Annotated in this window: 20 protein-coding genes; 1 reads left to right on the top strand and 19 read right to left on the bottom strand. The window is 46.9% G+C overall.

Features of this window, described 5'->3' with window-relative positions; translation table 11 throughout:
* Window positions 1-267: 267 nt before the first annotated feature.
* Window positions 268-888: a hypothetical protein gene (locus H615_RS0108500; protein ID WP_027954751.1), complete on the bottom strand. Its 621-nt coding sequence runs from the start codon at window positions 886-888 to the stop codon at window positions 268-270.
* A gap of 203 nt (window positions 889-1091) precedes the next feature.
* Here H615_RS0108500 and H615_RS0108495 point away from each other — a divergent pair, with 203 nt between their 5' ends.
* The gene (locus H615_RS0108495; protein ID WP_027954750.1) at window positions 1092-1271 is read left to right on the top strand and encodes a YjfB family protein; all 180 of its coding nucleotides are present in this window, start codon (window positions 1092-1094) and stop codon (window positions 1269-1271) included.
* Between the two features lie 35 nt (window positions 1272-1306).
* Here H615_RS0108495 and H615_RS0108490 read toward each other — a convergent pair whose 3' ends face one another.
* From H615_RS0108490 to atpA, 18 genes are all read right to left on the bottom strand, one after another.
* Entirely contained in the window at window positions 1307-1540 is a 234-nt protein-coding gene (locus H615_RS0108490) for a hypothetical protein (protein WP_156896465.1), read from the bottom strand.
* A 117-nt stretch (window positions 1541-1657) separates the two neighbouring features.
* Window positions 1658-2080: a 3-hydroxyacyl-ACP dehydratase FabZ gene (gene fabZ / locus H615_RS0108485; RefSeq protein WP_027954748.1), complete on the bottom strand. Its 423-nt coding sequence runs from the start codon at window positions 2078-2080 to the stop codon at window positions 1658-1660.
* Between the two features lie 102 nt (window positions 2081-2182).
* Window positions 2183-3271, bottom strand: a complete 1089-nt coding sequence (locus H615_RS21065) for a class I SAM-dependent methyltransferase (RefSeq protein ID WP_035531734.1) — start codon at window positions 3269-3271, stop codon at window positions 2183-2185.
* A gap of 2 nt (window positions 3272-3273) precedes the next feature.
* The gene (locus tag H615_RS0108475; RefSeq protein ID WP_027954747.1) at window positions 3274-4599 is read right to left on the bottom strand and encodes an FAD-dependent oxidoreductase; all 1326 of its coding nucleotides are present in this window, start codon (window positions 4597-4599) and stop codon (window positions 3274-3276) included.
* A gap of 248 nt (window positions 4600-4847) precedes the next feature.
* Window positions 4848-5150, bottom strand: a complete 303-nt coding sequence (locus H615_RS0108470; protein ID WP_027954746.1) for a DNA-directed RNA polymerase subunit beta — start codon at window positions 5148-5150, stop codon at window positions 4848-4850.
* A 20-nt stretch (window positions 5151-5170) separates the two neighbouring features.
* Window positions 5171-5998, bottom strand: a complete 828-nt coding sequence (locus H615_RS0108465; protein WP_211225367.1) for a flagellar hook-basal body protein — start codon at window positions 5996-5998, stop codon at window positions 5171-5173.
* Window positions 5999-6012: 14 nt separating this feature from the next.
* On the bottom strand, window positions 6013-6837 hold the full coding sequence (locus tag H615_RS0108460; protein ID WP_027954744.1) for a flagellar hook-basal body protein: 825 nt from the start codon (window positions 6835-6837) through the stop codon (window positions 6013-6015).
* Window positions 6838-6870: 33 nt separating this feature from the next.
* On the bottom strand, window positions 6871-7869 hold the full coding sequence (gene mreB, locus H615_RS0108455) for a rod shape-determining protein (RefSeq protein ID WP_027954743.1): 999 nt from the start codon (window positions 7867-7869) through the stop codon (window positions 6871-6873).
* A 258-nt stretch (window positions 7870-8127) separates the two neighbouring features.
* Window positions 8128-8409: a sporulation transcriptional regulator SpoIIID gene (gene spoIIID / locus H615_RS0108450; RefSeq protein WP_027954742.1), complete on the bottom strand. Its 282-nt coding sequence runs from the start codon at window positions 8407-8409 to the stop codon at window positions 8128-8130.
* Between the two features lie 261 nt (window positions 8410-8670).
* Window positions 8671-9558, bottom strand: coding sequence for a stage II sporulation protein SpoIIQ (gene spoIIQ, locus H615_RS0108445; RefSeq protein ID WP_027954741.1), 888 nt, complete (start codon window positions 9556-9558; stop codon window positions 8671-8673).
* A 437-nt stretch (window positions 9559-9995) separates the two neighbouring features.
* The gene (gene spoIID / locus H615_RS0108440; RefSeq protein WP_027954740.1) at window positions 9996-11006 is read right to left on the bottom strand and encodes a stage II sporulation protein D; all 1011 of its coding nucleotides are present in this window, start codon (window positions 11004-11006) and stop codon (window positions 9996-9998) included.
* Window positions 11007-11135: 129 nt separating this feature from the next.
* The gene (gene murA / locus H615_RS0108435; RefSeq protein WP_027954739.1) at window positions 11136-12446 is read right to left on the bottom strand and encodes a UDP-N-acetylglucosamine 1-carboxyvinyltransferase; all 1311 of its coding nucleotides are present in this window, start codon (window positions 12444-12446) and stop codon (window positions 11136-11138) included.
* A 34-nt stretch (window positions 12447-12480) separates the two neighbouring features.
* Complete coding sequence (locus H615_RS0108430; protein WP_027954738.1) at window positions 12481-13191, bottom strand: YwmB family TATA-box binding protein; 711 nt, start codon at window positions 13189-13191, stop codon at window positions 12481-12483.
* Between the two features lie 87 nt (window positions 13192-13278).
* Window positions 13279-13512, bottom strand: a complete 234-nt coding sequence (locus tag H615_RS0108425; RefSeq protein WP_027954737.1) for a DUF1146 family protein — start codon at window positions 13510-13512, stop codon at window positions 13279-13281.
* A 189-nt stretch (window positions 13513-13701) separates the two neighbouring features.
* Window positions 13702-14106, bottom strand: coding sequence for a F0F1 ATP synthase subunit epsilon (locus H615_RS0108420; RefSeq protein WP_027954736.1), 405 nt, complete (start codon window positions 14104-14106; stop codon window positions 13702-13704).
* A 74-nt stretch (window positions 14107-14180) separates the two neighbouring features.
* Window positions 14181-15593 carry a F0F1 ATP synthase subunit beta gene (gene atpD, locus H615_RS0108415; protein WP_027954735.1) on the bottom strand — a complete coding sequence of 471 codons (1413 nt, stop codon included), beginning with the start codon at window positions 15591-15593 and terminating at the stop codon, window positions 14181-14183.
* 40 nt (window positions 15594-15633) lie between these two features.
* Entirely contained in the window at window positions 15634-16497 is an 864-nt protein-coding gene (locus tag H615_RS0108410; RefSeq protein WP_027954734.1) for a F0F1 ATP synthase subunit gamma, read from the bottom strand.
* Between the two features lie 33 nt (window positions 16498-16530).
* Window positions 16531-18039 carry a F0F1 ATP synthase subunit alpha gene (gene atpA / locus H615_RS0108405; protein WP_027954733.1) on the bottom strand — a complete coding sequence of 503 codons (1509 nt, stop codon included), beginning with the start codon at window positions 18037-18039 and terminating at the stop codon, window positions 16531-16533.
* Window positions 18040-18050 lie beyond the last annotated feature (11 nt).

The following is an 18050-nucleotide window of genomic DNA, read 5'->3' as shown; positions in this document are numbered from 1 at the left end:
TGTAGTGTTTTAGCGAAAATGACAATATTGTGAAAGGCATCAGCACTTTTAGAGGGGGATTTGCCTTACACCGTAGTTATCCATATGTGATGCGGTTGGTCACGTTCCGCTTATCGGTGTATGGTTGCTGCAGGTGTCACCATCGAACGCTCCTCGTGACATCCGCGGTCGGAACGGCTCAATCCCCTCCTTCTAAGAAATCATAAAAAAAAGGCTGTCGAGAGTGTTCTCGACAGCCGGACACCTTCCTTTTCAGGAGGCTTTTTTTCATTGAAGCAGGTTGCCGAGCTGGGCAACCATAAGATCCAATTTTTTAATCTTAGGCAGGTCGTATTCAGGGAACCGTTCATCGAAATGGTTGAACATCGGTTCAAGAGCTTCATCCTGGATCAGCTCTTCATACGTTTTGAATGTATGCTGATACTGTCCAATATAACGTTTCATTTTCTTCTCAAATCCGGACAGGTGATAAGTAGAGGAGAAATCAAAGGCTTTCACGATATCACTGTCATAGGAAGGAAAGCTCGGATTGATGGTATGAAGCATGGAAGCCGCCAGAGGAAACTGCATCGTAGGGTTTCCCTTATGATTCTTCACTTCATATAAATCCCTGGTGATCTGGACGATATTCGGCCGTTCATATCCCCTTTGTTCTTCCATCAGTTTAAAATAGAAAATCTCGAATTCCTTCGTTAAGCTTGGATTATCGAGCCGGAAGAAATGGCGGAAGATGAATTGGTATAAGGTGTCGTCCGGCACATAAGTATCATGGAAGACGGTTTGAAGGTAGACATAAACATCCAGTTTTTCAAGCGGGATGTGGTTCACTACTTTTTCATAGTCTTCCAACAGCAGGTCTTTTAAGTCGTTCGCCGTTCTATACTTCATCATTAATCACCTCAATTCGCTTATTCCACACAACCCAAACGTGGAAACACGTATTTGTAAAGTCTGCATGAACGTTTATACTTCCATTTTACATAACACGCATGCTTTTTCCAAAGGTTTTCAACGATTGATAGACGGGTTCCTTATGTTTTCTCTTCATTTTGCTCCGGAGCCGCCGATGGTAATACGAAAGGAGGGATATTATGGATGCTGCCGCTTTATCGATGGTCCTTGGTCAGACTCAGCTCAAACAGCAGACTAATCTTGCATTAATGGACAAAGTGAAGGATGATGCCGAGGCGAAAGGGAGTCAGATGGTGGAGATGCTGAACCAGTCGGTTTCCCACCCCGATCTTGGTAATCGTGTAGATTTAAGAGGGTAAAGTTCAAGCAGGGAGAGAACTCTCCCTGCTTTTGGTTATTCGTTATTTTCTTCGTCTTCAGGAGCATTTTCGTCTGTCATGTCTTCCTGCTCCTTCTCTTCCTCTTTCATTTCTTCGTCCATATTTTCTTCTTCTTCCATGTTTTCTTCTTCCTGCATGTTTTCTTCTGTGTCGTTTTCCTCTTCCGCCGGCTCCTCTTCAGAAGCGCAGGCGCCGAGTAATGTGATGGCAAATAGAGCTGTCATAAGTTTAAGTAATAAGGATTTCATTTCATTTCCTCCTTTTCTCATCTTGAGTGTTAGTATGTCCAGCGGATGAACATCCATCCATCCTTCCTGCTTTTTTTCATAAAAAAAAGACCCGCATACAGACGGGTCTTTCAGCAGTTATTTCAAAGCGAACATAATTTCCGCTTCGCAGGCAAGCTCACCATCGACGGTGGCTTTCGCTTTCCCTTTACCTACAGGGCCTTTCAGACGAACAATTTCCACTTCCAGCTTCAAGCGGTCCCCTGGTTTGACCTGGCGTTTGAAACGGCATTTATCAATACCTGTGAAAAAAGCCAGTTTTCCCTGGTTTTCTTCTTTCTTCAACATCGCCACTGCCCCCATCTGGGCCAGGGCTTCAGTGATCAGAACACCCGGCATGACCGGGTAATCCGGAAAGTGCCCTTGAAAGAAGGGCTCGTTCATCGTTACGTTTTTATAGCCTACCGCACGCTCCCCCTCCACAAGCTCTTCCACCTGATCGATAAGAAGAAAGGGATAGCGGTGGGGAATGATTTCTTTAATTTGATTAATGTCCAACATGTTCAAAGCTCCTTTCCTGCGTTCTTTTCTAATTATAAGGGCAGGAGCTCTCTGGAACAAAATTTTTTCGGAAATTGTACGATTCTGCAGTCGGCAGGGTGCTTATGAACTTCTGGTCAATTCGGCGGTACGGGCGTTTGATTTCAGGGATTGTGAAGATTCTCCTGAATATCCGGTCTGGTGGATTTCCTCTACCGGGCTTGCCGGGCTCAGCCAGAACGTATACCACGAGCCTTCTTTAACGATTGGACTCAGATCGAAAAGATCAAATTTACAGTTCTGCGATACTTCCTGCAGTTCTTTTTTCGTTGGAAGGGCAAAAAGGTTGGAGTGAGCCACGAAAAAGCTGTTGAATGCGGAGGAAAAGGCTTCACCATGCTCGGTTTCATTGATCGGCGTAATGACCGATATCAGACCATCGGTGCGCACATACGAGTAGAGGTGGTCCAACAGCGGCGGCCGGTCATCCGGATGAATGTAATGAAAAATATTGTGGAGGAGAATCACATCCACGGTTTCATCCTCTGGAGTCCAGCTATTGATGTCGCCCACTTGAAAGGTGACATTCGAATAATCCCCCGACATTTCCCGTGCCTTATCAATGACCTTCTGGTTAATATCGACACCAATCATCTGTACATCTGGAAACTCAGCAGCCAGCTTCCTCAAATATCCTCCATGGCCACAGCCTAAGTCGACAATGGAACGGACCTGTTTTTCACGGATCATCTTCTTAATTTTCTTAATCGCAAAATGTTCAAGAAGGGCTGAAGTCTCAGCCACTACTCCTCCATGACGTTCATGATCGAATTCCGCCCGCTCCTGAGATGTGATGATATCGGGATACCTGAGCATCGTCGGGATATGCAGTTCCATCATTTCTTTCAGCAGGGCTTTGACACCTGGAGACGCATCATCCCCCATAAGAGCAGCACACCGCCGTTTGGAAGTTCTGAATCGGTTGTTCGGCCGTTTTTTCAAATGTTTGACGGCGACACCGACTTTCACCCAGGATGAGAGCAGGTCATAAGGATAGCCGGTTTTCTCGCTGATCGCTTCCACCGTCCTTGCCGTCCTGAACTCATCGAACAACCCGAGCTCCGCTCCAACATATGCATGCCAGCTCGGTAAAAAGGATTCATTATTCTTCATCCATTTTCTCGCCTGCATGGCTGTGACCCACTCATTCATTGTCATCTTCCTTTCTTTGATCTTTTCCAAGGATAATCCTCAGCTTCAGAAAACAAGAAGCGCTGCTGTTCCTGATCCGATACTTTCTTCTTTCTCACGGGCAGGACATTTCCCTGAATGCCCCTGTCAATGAAAGTGAAATCCCATTTCCCCAATCCTGATATGTTCAGCATTTGTTTGACATGAAGGTAGTCATCATCGAAAATCCGCTGAACGGCCTTCATCCGAAAACGTCTCCACCACTCGTATCTAAATGAATAGACGAGGGCGGACATATGACTGAGATTCAACAGGAATTCGACTCTCGGCTTTCGAACCTCTTCGTAATAATGCAGATGATCCGCGTAGGATTTCCCTTCCTCCCAGCACCACGCCAGAAGCTCACCAAGCACATCAGCATCCTGAACAGCCAGGTTCATTCCTTCTCCTGCCATCGGATGAACCGTGTGAGCGGCATCTCCTAAGATCGCCAGATTGCCTGAGTAGTATTTGTCAACGTGATACGTAAAGGGAATCATCAATTGGACCGTCTTCCAGTCTTGAATGGCCCTGACACCTTCAGCGAGTTCAGGCTCCAGTTCACTGTAAGCTTTGTACAGATGTTCAAGCCCCAGCTCTTTTATTTTTTTGTAGTCTCCGGCCTTGATCAGGAACACCGTTCTGACTTCGCGGTCAGGAAGTGGAAATAAGCCGAGGAAACAGCTGGAGGTCGTGATGATCTTCCCTTTTGTGAAACTTTCTGGCCGGGGGATGGTGACTGTGAGAAAGTGATGATTGTAGTCTTTCCGCTTCACTTCCACGTTCATGGCATCCCGTGTAGGAGAGCTCCTGCCTTCAGCTCCTATGTACACGCCGGCATGGATGTAGAGGATTTCCTTCTTCTGTTTGACTTTCGCCATCCCATTCTCAAACCCTAAGAAGCGGGCGCCCGGAAGGTAATGAAAATACTCTTCAAATTCCATTCCCTTATTGCGGAGAATTTCCTTCGTTTTTTCGTGAGGGACCATCAAGGAATGGTCATAGGTCGTCGCCACACGGCTGTAACTCAGCTCAGTCAGATTGATTTCCTCCGGGGGCTGCCCTTGCCGTCGATGAACTTCCTGAAACCGAAGTTCATCCAAAACATGGCCGTTCGCCTCTATTTCATCGAGCACCCCGAGGCGTTCCAGTATCGCCAGCGTCTTTGGCTGCAGAAGCTCTCCTTTATAGGCAGGAGATTCTTTTTTCAATTGTTCTGCGATAATGACGTGTACCCCTCTTGAAGCAAGCTTGGCAGCAAGAGCAAGTCCGCCGACACCGCCACCTGCGATAAACACTTCTGCTTTCACCTGTCACCCTCCCCGTTGTGATTCATGTCCGTATGGTTTTCTTTCCCTAATTCGGAACTTGAAAACCTTTCAAACGACAACGATATTCCAGAACATGGTAACAAAAGCCGAGCAATGAATCCGTTTCTTAACCGGTCGGGACATCTTTAATCGTCCATAACGCTGGAAGGAAAATAAAAAAAGAACGAGCTGCGGGCCCGTTCTTTTTTACTGAAAGAAAGCATAGAAATTAGAGTACAAGCTTTCATTTATTCGGTTTTCATTACAATATCCAGGATGTGCTTCCATGTATCCAGCTTAAGAGCATCCATAGGGTTTCCATCACCAAGAACGCCGTAACCGACCATTAATCCAATGATCAAAGCGGCCGCACTGAACAGCACAACAAGAATAATACGCAGCCAGATCGGCAGAATACGCCGGCGCCCCTGGAGATTTTTTTCTTTCTTATCTGCTTGAGCTCCTGCTTTTTTATCCGTTTCTCTGCGCTTGTTTTCTTTCTCTTGTTTCTTATTCAGTTTTTTACCTTTTGATTTCGGATCTGTCGCCATGGTCGTTCTACCCCTTACGTTTATGATCTCAGCTGGTTTACCAGTCCCATCATCTGGTCTCCTGTTGAAATAGACTGAGCATTCAATTGATAGGCTCTTTGAGCTGTCATCATTTCCGTCATTTGAGCACCGATATCCACGTTGGATTGCTCCAATGCTCCTCCTTGAAGCTTGATATTTCCTGCTTCAAGCTCCTCGATCAGTCCGGCTTCCCCGCTTCCTTCCGGGATTCGGAACCGGCTTCCACCTGCGGCCTCCAGTAAGTGAGGGCGGGACGCTTCCACAACCTGGAGCTTCCCTTCCACTTCCTGGGTGCCGTTTCGCTGTAAAAGCAGCGATCCATCATCAGCGATGGATATTCCGTCAAAAGTATCTTCGATCATGATCGGATTACCATCTTCACCGAGGACCGCATGCCCATCAGCGTTTGTAAGCGTCACTTGATTGTTACCCAAAGGGTTCAAATAAAAGTGACCAGATCTTGTAAACTGGGTTTCTGAGCCGCCACTCTGATCAGAGACATTGAGGACAAACAGCTGATTTTCCTCCAGCAGGGCAGCATCCAGGGCTCTGTCTGTCTCCTTCAGGCTTCCCCGGCTGATATCCACGCGCGTACTTCCCAGTTTAGCACCTGTCCCGACCCGGATGCCATCAGGAGTCAAACGCCCTGCTTCGGCTTGTCCATTGGATTGATTGTTCAACTGCTGAACGAGGAGGGAGGAAAAATCCGCTCCGGTACTTTTGTATCCTGTCGTCTGGCTGTTCGCCATATTGTTTCCGATGATATCCAGTTTCTGCTGCAGCTGCCCCATCGTTGCAGCTGACTGAATCATGGACCGATTAATCATGTTGATTCTCTCCCTCAGCGGATGCGGCCGATTTCAGATACGGCCTGCTGCATACTTTGATCATAAGCTTTCAGGACACGCTGGTTCATTTCAAACGAACGATAGGTGTTCATCATTTCTGTCATCGTCTGATTCATATCTACGTTCGACCGTTCAATGTAGTTCTGGTGAACGGAAAAATTCACACCTTCGTTTTCCAGAGCGTTCCCTAAAGGCTGGGCATTTTCTCCAGGAACGTAAAGGTCGCTGCCTTCAGGGACAAGCCCATTGGCATCTGGTGTATAAGAAACGGCCAGCTGAGTGCTGCCATTGTCTGTCGTGAGCATACCGGTTTTGGACACAAGAAACGCTTGTCCTCCCGTATTGATTGGATTTCCGCTTTCATCAAGAAGTCTGTACCCTGTATTCGTGGTCAGAAATCCTTCCCCATCCACCGTAAAGCTTCCATTCTTCGTGTAACGGGCTTCACCATCGCTGTTCTCCACTTGAAAAAGAACAGCACCGTTTTCATCAGGCAGCTCATCTGCGACAAGTGCCATATCTGTAGAGACTCCGGTTTCTTTTAGAGCCCCCTGGGAAAAGTCAGGCGTTGTCTCCTGAAGGTATACACCTGTATGAAGGGATCCCACCTCACCTTGATCCGGAACGACAGGAGCCGTTGACGTCGGCAGTGTTTTCGATCCCATCTGCTGCAAAAGCAGCTCGGGAAAAGCCCGTAAACTTCCCTGGGTCTGTTTATAACCCGGCGTTTCTACGTTAGATATGTTATTCGATAACATTTCCTGCATCCGCTGGTTGGCCATCATTCCTGATGCAGCGGTATAAAAACCTCTTAACAACGTCCGTTCACTCCTCCCGGATATCTCAGCCTTTTATAACTTTGTAGAGATACGCTTGTCTATATTTTCAAGCATAATTCCCGTTCCTGTAGCCACACAGTCCATCGGGGACTCGGCTACAAGAACAGGAACCTTCAATTCTTCTGCAAGGAGCTGATCAATACCATGAAGGAGGGCTCCGCCGCCGGTCATGATGATCCCTCGGTCAATAATGTCTGCGGATAATTCAGGTGGTGTGCGTTCAAGCACCTGCTTCGCAGCCTGAACAATCATCTGGACAGATTCACGAAGTGATTTTTCAATTTCTTCGGAATTGACCGTAATGGTTCTTGGAAGTCCGGAAACCATATCGCGTCCGCGGATTTCGATTTCCTCGCTTCTGGAACCCGGGAACACAGTGGCTACACTGATTTTAATATCTTCAGCCGTCCGTTCACCAATCAACAGTTTGTATTCCTTCTTAATATACTGAAGGATTTCATGGTCGAATTTATCACCGGCCATCTTGATGGAGGAAGCCGTTACAATATCCCCCATGGAAAGCACCGCAACATCCGTTGTACCGCCACCGATATCAACGACCATATTACCGCTCGGCTGGAAGATATCCATGCCGGCACCAATCGCCGCTACTTTAGGCTCTTCCTCAAGATATACTTTCTTTCCGCCGGATTTTTCCGCTGCTTCCTTGATGGCTTTCTGCTCCACTTTCGTAATGTTCGTCGGGCAGCAGATCAACATCCTTGGCTTCGAAAGGAAACCTTTCACATTCGTTTTTTGTATAAAATGCTTCAGCATCGCTTCTGTCACATCGAAATCAGCAATCACGCCATCTTTAAGAGGACGGATCGCTTCAATGTTCCCCGGTGTCCGTCCGACCATCCGTCGTGCTTCTTCTCCAACTTCCAATACCTTGCCTGTATTCCGGTCCATTGCAACGACCGATGGCTCATTCAAAACGATACCTTTACCTTTTACGTGGATAAGTACATTGGCTGTACCCAGGTCTATACCTATATCTCTCGCAAACATGTCCTGTAGATCCTCCCTATTGTAAAAACATCATTACCTCACCACAAAACACATAACGGATGGCCGTTATCCGTTATGCTGTCAGGCAATGCCATACAAATACTCGATAACTTATGTTTTCCCTATTTGAGTCAGTCTATTTTGTTGAAATGATCACACATCTAATTCTATATTCTATCACAAAATTACGACATTCGTCTCATGGGAGTTGAAAAAAGTTACCAAGTGTCGAGGGATTTTGACAATGGGAGGGACTGCTCACAATTGAGGCTGAACCGGCTGCTCTTCAATGATCTGCGTTTTATACTTACGCCTTGTTGCTTCCCCGCCACGGAGATGTCTGATTTCCTTATGATGATCCAGGATTTTTTTGACTTCCTTGGCCAGCTCCGGATTGACCTCAGGGAGCCGCTCCGTTAAATCCTTATGAACCGTACTTTTTGAAACGCCAAACTCTTTGGCGATCACTCTCACCGTTTTTTTCGTTTCAATAATGTGCTCTCCAATCTTGATGGTCCTCTCTTTGATGTAATCATGCACTCCACTCGCCTCCTGTGATTGACTATCCAAGGAGATGGGGCGTTTAGGAAAGCGTCCGTTATAACATGAGGGGGCACTTGCTTCTGGATGTCTATTCATGGTGTTTCACCCTGGATGTTACCGAGTGCTCGGTTAACTCATTGTATTAATAAAACCGCCTCGATATGCCTTCGCATGCGCATGATGTTCGGATTTCTTAATTTTATGCCCGAAAAAATAAAAAAATAAGGCTGACAAGAATGTTCTTGTCAGCCTTATCTGCTATGCCTGTGTTGTAGAGATGGAAGATGCGCTTTCTTCATCAGGCGCTTGTTCTCCGCCTTCTGTTTCTGCCGGGTCTTCCTCATTATTCATTTGTTCATCCGATGGCTCCCCGTTTTCTTCTTCAGGGGTGTCGGAAGGAGTTCCTTCTTCTGTCTGCTCAGCTTCAGCGGGCTCTTTTTCTGCACTTTCCACAATCTGGCTGACCGGCTGACCGAAGAATGCCTCCGGGTTCACTGGCTGACCGTCATTACGGACTTCGAAATGCACATGCACACCGCTTGCCTGTCCGAAGGAATTACGTCCTGCTGATCCAATGACATCTCCTTGAGCGATATCAGATCCAGCCAGTACATCGACACTTTCTAAACTAGCATACACGGTAGAGAGATTCTCATCGTGCTGAACTTCAATAACATTGCCGTACAGCGGATCTTCTTTCACTTCGGTCACTGTTCCTGATAGAGCAGCCGTTACTTCAAAGGCTTCTCCATCTTCTCTTGTAATATCTACGCCTTCACTTTGGTAGTATTTATTGTTGTATAGGACCAGTGCACTTTCTTGATCTTGCTCAGAAGCTTCGTAGTCGTAGAATTTTGTTACGATGGAAGCTGTCTTTTCGTCAGCCACAGGCATCTGCAGATTTTCCTGGTGGTCCATAACGGGTACAGACTCTCCATCTTCATTGACAAGGAATTCATCCTGACTCTGCGATTTCTGCTGGTCAGCAATCTGGTTTTCTACGTCATTGGCACTCTGTTGATACCAGAATACGCCTACAAGGACTAAAGCAGCTACGGACAAATACAAAGCTGGATACAACCACTTCTTGCGCATCAAGCGTTTGAACTTTAATTTAGTCACGCTTTTTTTACCTTCATCTTTCATGTTCATCACCTCAAAAACCATTCTGAACAGATCTTGTCCAATCTATACATCGGTGATGAAAAATTTTACAGATGAAGGCAAAACCACCATGGTGATGATTTACTGTATAGGACGATCCATGAATATCTGATTTCGAGAATGGGATGTATATGAGGGGCGTTTGGGGAGGGGTCGCTTTCCGCGGGCGTTCGGTGAGCTTCCTCGGACGTTCCGTCCTGTGGGATCTCACCTTGAACGCTGCTCCCACAGGAGTCTCCCCCTCCCCCTACGCCCCCTTGCCATATAAAGTTCTCGAAATCACTTCGAAACCCACTTCTATCATCATTACAAAATGAATAAGAGACCTATACTTCATTTTTCTTCAACCAGGAGGTAAAAGGAGATAATTCCTTAGTTTAAAAAGAAAAAAAGCCGGGGAACCGGCTTTTTCTTCGTGCTTATTCAGCTGCTGAGCTGAGGAGGGCTGTCTGGGTGCTTAAGGGGCTGATTTCAGTGTCCTGATAATAATGGTGGATGATGTCTTTATAATTCTTCCCTGTTTTCGCCATACCGTTGGCTCCGTACTGACTCATCCCCACACCGTGACCGTACCCTTTGGTTGTAAAAATGACATGATCACCTTTTTGTTCAATTGTGAAATCACTCGAGGACAAACCGAATTTCTCCCGGATTTCCCTTCCTGAGAAAGTCTGGCTGCCGAAATGAACTTCATCCACCCGATTGCCTTCTGTTTTGGTCATCGTGGACGTCTGAATCGATCCATTCATGGCTATGCCGAGCGTCTGCTCTAATTCCGCTGTGGAAACAATTTTCTGATCAGCGAATTTCGGAGAATCTTCATCCCACGGACTTTCTACGCTCTGCAGGTATGGGATGTCGTGCTCCCAGTAATCCCCTGCGTTTTCCGTGTAGCCATTACTCGTGGAAAAAAAAGAAGCCGTAATCGGTTTGTGATCATAGGTGATGATTTCTCCCTGAGTGGCTTTTACCGCCTGTTCAATCTTTTCCATGTTGCTGTTAAACGCATCCTGCCACTGGCCTCTGAGCTCATCCTCATTTTTATACACCTGATGGGTAACCGTGTCTGACACATCGGCTGCTTCTGACACCTGAGCTCCTTCAATCATATGGCGGGTGATGTACGTCCTTGCTGCCAGTGCTTGAGCCTTTAAGGCTTCCAATTCAAAGTTGACCGGCATTTCTGAAGCCACCACCCTCGCTACATATGTCTCCAAAGGGACTTCTTCCACCTGGTCTGTCTGAGAACGCAGAACCTTCACAAGGAATGGGGACTCCTCCTCTCCCTGTTTCTCCTGCGGTTCTGCTTCTTCCACCTCTGATGTATCGGCAGGACTCGTGAAGGGGATAACGATTAAAGTCGGTAGGACAAGTATGGTGATCATTAAGCCGAGAACAACCATCAGACCTGTTCGATTGTTTTTTTTCATCCGCACCCTCCTGGCTGTATACATAGTAAAATCCTCTACTAAAAATGTATCCAGAAATGGAAGATGATAGAACAAAAAATGCCTGCCTATTTCAAATATATTGAAACAGGCAGGCTGTAAAAATGTATATTATAAGGTCGATACAGATTCACTTGGTTCGTGCTCTTCGCTGTAGGCATCTTCTTCTTTCACTCGTTCGATGTCAGCGCCGAGTTGAGCTAATTTTTCTGCGAAGTCTACATATCCACGGTCCAGGTGCTTAAGCTCTGTCACTCTTGTGTATCCTTCAGAAACAAGACCCGCAAGAATCAAGGCTGCACCTGCACGCAGGTCTGTCGCAGCTACTTCTGCGCCCTGCAGTGAGGATGGTCCTTCAATGATTACACTGCGTCCTTCGATTTTGATACTTGCGTTCATGCGGCGGAATTCCTCCACGTGCATAAAACGGTTCTCAAAAACAGTTTCTGTAATGACACTCGTGCCAGTAGCATTCAGCATTAAAGCCATCATTTGAGACTGCATATCTGTCGGGAATCCAGGGTGCGGCATCGTCTTGATATCCGTCGCTTTCAAAATATCAGGGCCGATAACACGCAGACCTTCATCCTCTTCTTCGATGATTACACCCATTTCCTCCATCTTAGCGACAAGGGATCTCAGGTGTTCATGCATAGCACCTTGTACAAGAACGTTTCCGCCGGTAATAGCTGCAGCTACCATAAAGGTTCCTGCTTCGATACGGTCCGGAATAATGGTGTGTTCGGCTCCGTAAAGCTTTTCCACACCTTCGATACGGATGGTTTCCGTACCTGCGCCTACAATGTGGGCGCCCATTTTGTTCAAGTAGTTGGCAAGGTCAACGATTTCAGGTTCTTTGGCACAGTTTTCCAAAGTAGTCGTTCCTTCTGCAAGAGCTGCCGCCATCATGACGTTTTCTGTCGCCCCTACACTTGGAACATCAAAATAGATTTTTGCACCTTTGAGACGGCCTTTTACTTCCGCTTCGACATACCCGTTTCCTACAGTAACATCAGCTCCCATGGCTTCAAAGCCTTTCAGGTGCTGGTCGATAGGGCGTGATCCGATAGCACAGCCGCCAGGCATGGCTACCTTAGCATGGCCATAGCGGGCCAAAAGTGGTCCCAGTACAAGAACAGAAGCACGCATTTTCCTTACATATTCGATTGGAGCTTCTGTCAGCAGCTCACCTGAGGCGTCTACCGTGACAGTGTTGCCCACCATATTGACATCTGCGTTCATATGTCGAATCACTTCGTTGATCGTATATACATCAGCTAGAGTAGGTACTTCGTGTAGTACGCTCTTTCCTTCACTTGCGATAATACTTGCTGCGATGACAGGCAGTACGGCATTCTTAGCACCTTCAGCTTTGACGGTACCATTCAGCTGCCTCCCACCACGGACGATGATTTTTTCCAAGGTTCATTCTCCTCCGCGTCCATATTCACTATTATTAATATTCAGCAGTAATAATGGGTGTGCCAATAGTGATGTTTGTCTCCCCGCCCAAAGTTCTTGTAGCGAATTGAACATTCATTGATTGTTTACCTGAGGGTATTGACTGAGCCCATTTGTCTGTCCAGCCGGATCTGCTCGTCCAGCCATTCTCGTCGATTTCATCTATTGTTGCTACGTCTAAAGTTTCTTTGAATTTTTTATACACTAAAACATCGTCTATAATACCATTGCTTACGGCCTTTAGACAAGAGAAAATTGTAGCAGATTTAGAGAAATATCGACTTTTTACATCTTCCACACTAAGGAACAAGTCCTGTGTCAGAGAGGATGTTCCCTCTCCCTGAATAGAATAAACCAATTCTGCCTTGTTCTTCATATTTCTGGGAGAAATCATACTATATGTTTCGACGATCTTTTTATTTTTGTGACGGTTTGTGACAATCCATTTTTCCGCCTGTGCCGTTTCCTCATGGGAAACCTCCTGATGCTGCCCCTGCTCTAAAATCCTTTCCATGATTTCTCCGGATTGTTCTGCGGGAACCTTCCGTTTCATCATCATGGTCCATTCTTCTACGTTGAGCTGCTTATCCTCAGCAAATGACGCAAACATTATCAGCGGTTCCTGCTCCTGTGTCATTTCCTGTGGATAAGCACCTGTTCCTACAATGGCAGCTGCCAGCACACCGGCCAAAATATTCTTCCACATGTTTATGCCTCCCCAAGCATCGTCTTACTTTCAGTTTGACCAGGGACAGGCACAATCATACGATACAATTCCTAACAGCATTAGACATTAAAACAAGTACACAAGACTGTTTGACCACGACAGAAAGTCGAGGAAAAAATTACTGACAGTCGTTCCAAGGGCAATCGTGATTATAATAAGGAGAGCTCTTGCTTCAAAGACGCGGTTTTTTCGGAAGAACGCATCAAAGTTAACTGACTGCAGGGCTCGCCATGTAATAATGATGAATATCAAATGGGAGGTCATGCTCATCAGTGCTTCTTCGGCAAAATATTGTTCCATGTCTATTCACCCTCCTTCATCTACCAGTCCTTAAATCATACGGACATAACGACAAAAAAGCCGCAGCCATCGTATTTCCCGGGGAATATCGAAAATATCCCCTATATTCCATCATAGTTACAGGGAAATGACAACCCATCTGACTGTCTTAAGCTTTTCACAAAAAAACTGCTCTCATAATGAAAGCAGTTAAAAATTGTTTTCAATAACATCTAAACGATTAATGGCTCGCTTAAGGGCCATTTCAGCCCGTTGGAAATCAATGTCGGCCTGCTTATCCTGAAGGCGTCGTTCTGCACGTTCTTTAGCCATACGGGCACGATCGGCATCTATATCCGTTGGTTTTTCAGCAGACTGCGCAAGGATGGTCACTTTATCCGGACGCACTTCTAAAAAACCGCCGCTGACAGCAATTCGTTCAGATCTACCTTCGCCTTTTAGACGGACAGCACTGATGGTCAAAGGCGCCACCATTGGAATATGTCCCGGAAGGACTCCAAGTTCACCGCTCTCTGCCTTACAGCTTACCATTTCAAATGCATCTTCCAACACCGGGCCGTCAGGAGTGACTACACTCACCGTTAGTGTGCTCATACGTATTCCTCCTTGGCGATCTCATGAAAAGGTGTAAGATGCTCCATGGGGAGCACCTTAACCTTCAGAGTTGTTTATTGCATTTGTTTTGATTTCTCAACGACTTCTTCGATGCGTCCAACTAGTCGGAAGGCATCTTCAGGAATATCATCGTACTTACCGTCGAGGATTTCCTGGAAGCCTTTCACCGTTTCAGCAACAGGGACATAAGATCCCGGCTGTCCGGTGAACTGCTCGGCTACGTGGAAGTTCTGAGAAAGGAAGAACTGGACACGACGTGCACGGGACACGGTCTGTTTATCTTCATCAGAAAGCTCATCCATACCGAGGATGGCAATGATATCCTGAAGCTCTTTGTAACGCTGAAGCGTACGCTGAACTTCACGGGCTACATTGTAGTGCTCTTCTCCCACGATATCCGCATCAAGTGCGCGGGAAGTAGAAGCCAGCGGATCCACCGCCGGGTAGATTCCCTGCTCGGAAAGCTTACGCTCAAGGTTCGTCGTCGCATCAAGGTGTGCGAATGTTGTCGCAGGGGCCGGGTCTGTATAGTCATCGGCAGGAACATAAATAGCCTGGATGGACGTTACAGAACCTTTATCCGTTGATGTGATACGCTCCTGGAGCTGTCCCATTTCCGTTGCCAGCGTCGGCTGGTAACCTACGGCTGACGGCATACGTCCCAGAAGGGCAGACACTTCAAGACCACCCTGCGTGAAACGGAAGATGTTATCAATGAAGAACAGTACGTCCTGTCCCTGCTCGTCACGGAAGTACTCAGCCATTGTCAGTCCGGAAAGGGCTACACGCATACGTGCACCAGGCGGTTCGTTCATCTGTCCGAATACCATGGCTGTTTTCTTAATAACTCCAGAATCTGTCATTTCCCAGTAAAGATCGTTTCCTTCACGGGTACGCTCACCAACACCAGCGAATACAGAGATACCTCCGTGTTCCTGAGCGATGTTATTGATCAGTTCCTGAATCAATACGGTTTTACCTACACCGGCTCCACCAAACAAGCCGATCTTACCACCTTTAACATAAGGGGCAAGAAGGTCAACGACTTTAATTCCTGTTTCCAGAATTTCAGTCTCTGTGGCAAGGTTTTCAAACTTAGGAGCTTCACGGTGGATTGGGTCACGACGCACATCAGCAGGAAGCGGCTCATCTAAATCGATGGTTCCGCCCTCTACGTTGAATACACGTCCAAGGGTTACTTCTCCGACAGGTACAGAAATCGGTTTACCGGCATCTGTTACTGACGTTCCACGCATGACACCATCCGTTGATGACATGGCAACGGTACGAACCGTATTGTCACCTAGGTGCAAGGCAACCTCTAAAGTAAGGTCGACGCTTTTTTCGTTTTCATTTTTCGCTTCGTAGCGAACATGAAGCGCGTTATTAATATCTGGGAGATGTCCATCATCGAATGTAACGTCAACAACGGGTCCCATAATCTGGGTTACGCGTCCATTACTCATCGTTTTCCCTCCTAACTTACTTTTAAAAATCCGAGAGTTCCTATTCGAGGGCTGCGGCTCCGCCGACAATCTCGGTAATTTCCTGGGTTATTGCAGCCTGACGGGCACGGTTATAGGAGAGCGTCAGATCCCCGATAAGCTCATCGGCATTGTCTGTCGCACTCTTCATGGCTGTCATACGGGCTGCGTGCTCACTTGCTTTACTATCAAGAAGAGCCCCGTAAATTAAACTCTCAGCATACTGAGGAAGCAGTACTTCAAGAATTTCTTCCTGATTCGGCTCATACTCATAAGAGCTCCGTCCTGCTTTTCCTTCTGTATTCAAATCCGTCAATGGCAGAATTTTCTTCTCCGTCACTTCCTGAGTGATCGCACTGACGTAGTGATTATAGAAGATATAGAGCTGATCAATCCGTTCGTCGGTATACAATTGAACGGTATTGGATGCAATGTCCTTAATGTCGGCAAAGTCCGGCTGATCGGACACGCCTGTAATATCCATATCGACAGGCATATTACGTTTACGGAAGAAATCACGGCCAATACGTCCGATTGTAATCAACGTATATTCATCAGCGGATGTATGCTTACTGCGGATCTGCTGGTAGACACGGCGCAGAATGCTGCTGTTAAAAGCACCTGCGAGTCCCCTGTCCGATGTGATGACAAGGTAACCGGTCTTCTTCACATCACGCGCTTCAAGCATTGGATGACTTGCGTCTCCACCACCCTGGGCGATGCTTGATACAACTTCCTCAATTTTTTCACTGTACGGAACATAATTTCTAGCATTCTGTTCCGCACGGTTCATTTTAGAGGCTGAGACCATTTCCATCGCCTTTGTGATTTGTTTCGTCTTTTTGGTAGACGTAATCCGGCCTTTAATATCTCTAAGGGACGCCACGCTGTTTCACCACCCTTTCCTGCTATGATTCATTTATTCAGAAACGACGAATGTTTTCTTGAATTCATTCACAGCACCGCTCATATCATCGTCTTCCGCAAGCTTACCTGTTTCACGGATCTGACTAAGCAGTTCTTTGCGGTTGTTATCCAGCCAGTTGTGGAATTCCGCTTCAAAGCGTGTGATGTCTTCGGTTGGAATTTCATCCAAGAAACCTTTTGTCAGGGCATAAATGATCATAACCTGCTTTTCAACTGCCAGTGGCTGGTGAAGACCCTGTTTCAGAACTTCTACCGTACGGGCACCGCGGTTCAGCTTCGCCTGTGTGGATTTATCCAAATCAGATCCGAACTGGGCGAAAGCCTCAAGTTCACGGAAGGAAGCAAGGTCAAGCCTTAGCGTACCGGCTACTTTCTTCATCGCTTTGATCTGGGCTGAACCACCTACACGGGATACGGACAAACCAGCGTTGATGGCTGGACGTACACCTGAGAAGAACAAGTCCGACTGAAGGAAGATCTGGCCATCCGTGATGGAGATAACGTTCGTCGGGATATACGCCGAAATATCACCGGCTTGGGTTTCAACGAAAGGAAGGGCTGTCAAAGAGCCGCCGCCTTTGGCATCACTAAGCTTAGCTGCACGCTCAAGCAGACGGGAGTGCAGATAGAAAACGTCTCCCGGGAATGCTTCACGACCCGGCGGGCGGCGAAGAAGCAGGGAAAGTTCACGATAGGCAGCTGCCTGCTTGGATAAGTCATCATAAACAACAAGAACGTGCTTGCCGTTGTACATGAATTCCTCACCCATGGATACACCAGCATATGGAGCAAGGTACAAGAGTGGAGCAGGCTGGGAAGCACTTGCTGTAACGACAATCGTGTAATCAAGAGCACCATGGCGGCGCAGCGTTTCTACTGTTCCGCGGACAGTGGATTCTTTTTGTCCGATGGCTACATAAATACAAACCATATCCTGGTCGTGCTGGTTAATGATCGCGTCGATCGCTACAGATGTTTTACCTGTCTGACGGTCTCCGATAATCAGCTCACGCTGGCCACGTCCAATAGGTACAAGGGCGTCAATCGCCTTGATTCCCGTTTGAAGCGGCTCATCTACTGATTTACGATCCATAACTCCTGGTGCAGGAGATTCAATTGGGCGGGTTTTGCCAGTTTCAATCGGGCCAAGACCATCGACCGGCTGGCCAAGCGGGTTGACGACACGGCCAAGCAGTTCCTCACCTACGGGAACCTGCATGATACGACCGGTACGGCGTACTTCATCGCCCTCTTTAATATCTGTATATGGTCCAAGAATGACAAGACCAACGTTACTTTCTTCCAAGTTCTGTGCCAGTCCCATGACACCGTTTGAGAATTCAACGAGCTCACCAGCCATGACATTATCAAGGCCATGAGCACGGGCAATACCGTCACCCACTTCGATAACAGTCCCCACATCATTGACTTCTATATCTGATTCATAGTTTTCAATCTGCTGTTTAATCAGCGCACTGATTTCTTCAGCTTTGATGCTCATGCGATTTCACC

Origin of the sequence: Halobacillus kuroshimensis DSM 18393 (assembly GCF_000425705.1) — a bacterium.
Taxonomy (GTDB): domain Bacteria; phylum Bacillota; class Bacilli; order Bacillales; family Halobacillaceae; genus Halobacillus; species Halobacillus kuroshimensis.
The sequence above is the reverse complement of the archived record's forward strand: the minus strand, read 5'-3'. Positions and strand labels throughout refer to the sequence as shown.

Bases quoted from the DNA above. Each gene is read 5' to 3' on its own strand.
- H615_RS0108500 (WP_027954751.1), bottom strand. From the start codon at position 888: ATGAAGTATAGAACGGCGAACGACTTAAAAGACCTGCTGTTGGAAGAC.
- H615_RS0108495 (WP_027954750.1), top strand. From the start codon at position 1,092: ATGGATGCTGCCGCTTTATCGATGGTCCTTGGTCAGACTCAGCTCAAA.
- H615_RS0108490 (WP_156896465.1), bottom strand. From the start codon at position 1,540: ATGAAATCCTTATTACTTAAACTTATGACAGCTCTATTTGCCATCACA.
- fabZ (WP_027954748.1), bottom strand. From the start codon at position 2,080: ATGTTGGACATTAATCAAATTAAAGAAATCATTCCCCACCGCTATCCC.
- H615_RS21065 (WP_035531734.1), bottom strand. From the start codon at position 3,271: ATGAATGAGTGGGTCACAGCCATGCAGGCGAGAAAATGGATGAAGAAT.
- H615_RS0108470 (WP_027954746.1), bottom strand. From the start codon at position 5,150: ATGGCGACAGATCCGAAATCAAAAGGTAAAAAACTGAATAAGAAACAA.
- H615_RS0108465 (WP_211225367.1), bottom strand. From the start codon at position 5,998: ATGATTAATCGGTCCATGATTCAGTCAGCTGCAACGATGGGGCAGCTG.
- mreB (WP_027954743.1), bottom strand. From the start codon at position 7,869: ATGTTTGCGAGAGATATAGGTATAGACCTGGGTACAGCCAATGTACTT.
- spoIIQ (WP_027954741.1), bottom strand. From the start codon at position 9,558: ATGAAAGATGAAGGTAAAAAAAGCGTGACTAAATTAAAGTTCAAACGC.
- spoIID (WP_027954740.1), bottom strand. From the start codon at position 11,006: ATGAAAAAAAACAATCGAACAGGTCTGATGGTTGTTCTCGGCTTAATG.
- H615_RS0108430 (WP_027954738.1), bottom strand. From the start codon at position 13,191: ATGTGGAAGAATATTTTGGCCGGTGTGCTGGCAGCTGCCATTGTAGGA.
- H615_RS0108425 (WP_027954737.1), bottom strand. From the start codon at position 13,512: ATGGAACAATATTTTGCCGAAGAAGCACTGATGAGCATGACCTCCCAT.
- H615_RS0108420 (WP_027954736.1), bottom strand. From the start codon at position 14,106: ATGAGCACACTAACGGTGAGTGTAGTCACTCCTGACGGCCCGGTGTTG.
- atpD (WP_027954735.1), bottom strand. From the start codon at position 15,593: ATGAGTAATGGACGCGTAACCCAGATTATGGGACCCGTTGTTGACGTT.
- atpA (WP_027954733.1), bottom strand. From the start codon at position 18,039: ATGAGCATCAAAGCTGAAGAAATCAGTGCGCTGATTAAACAGCAGATT.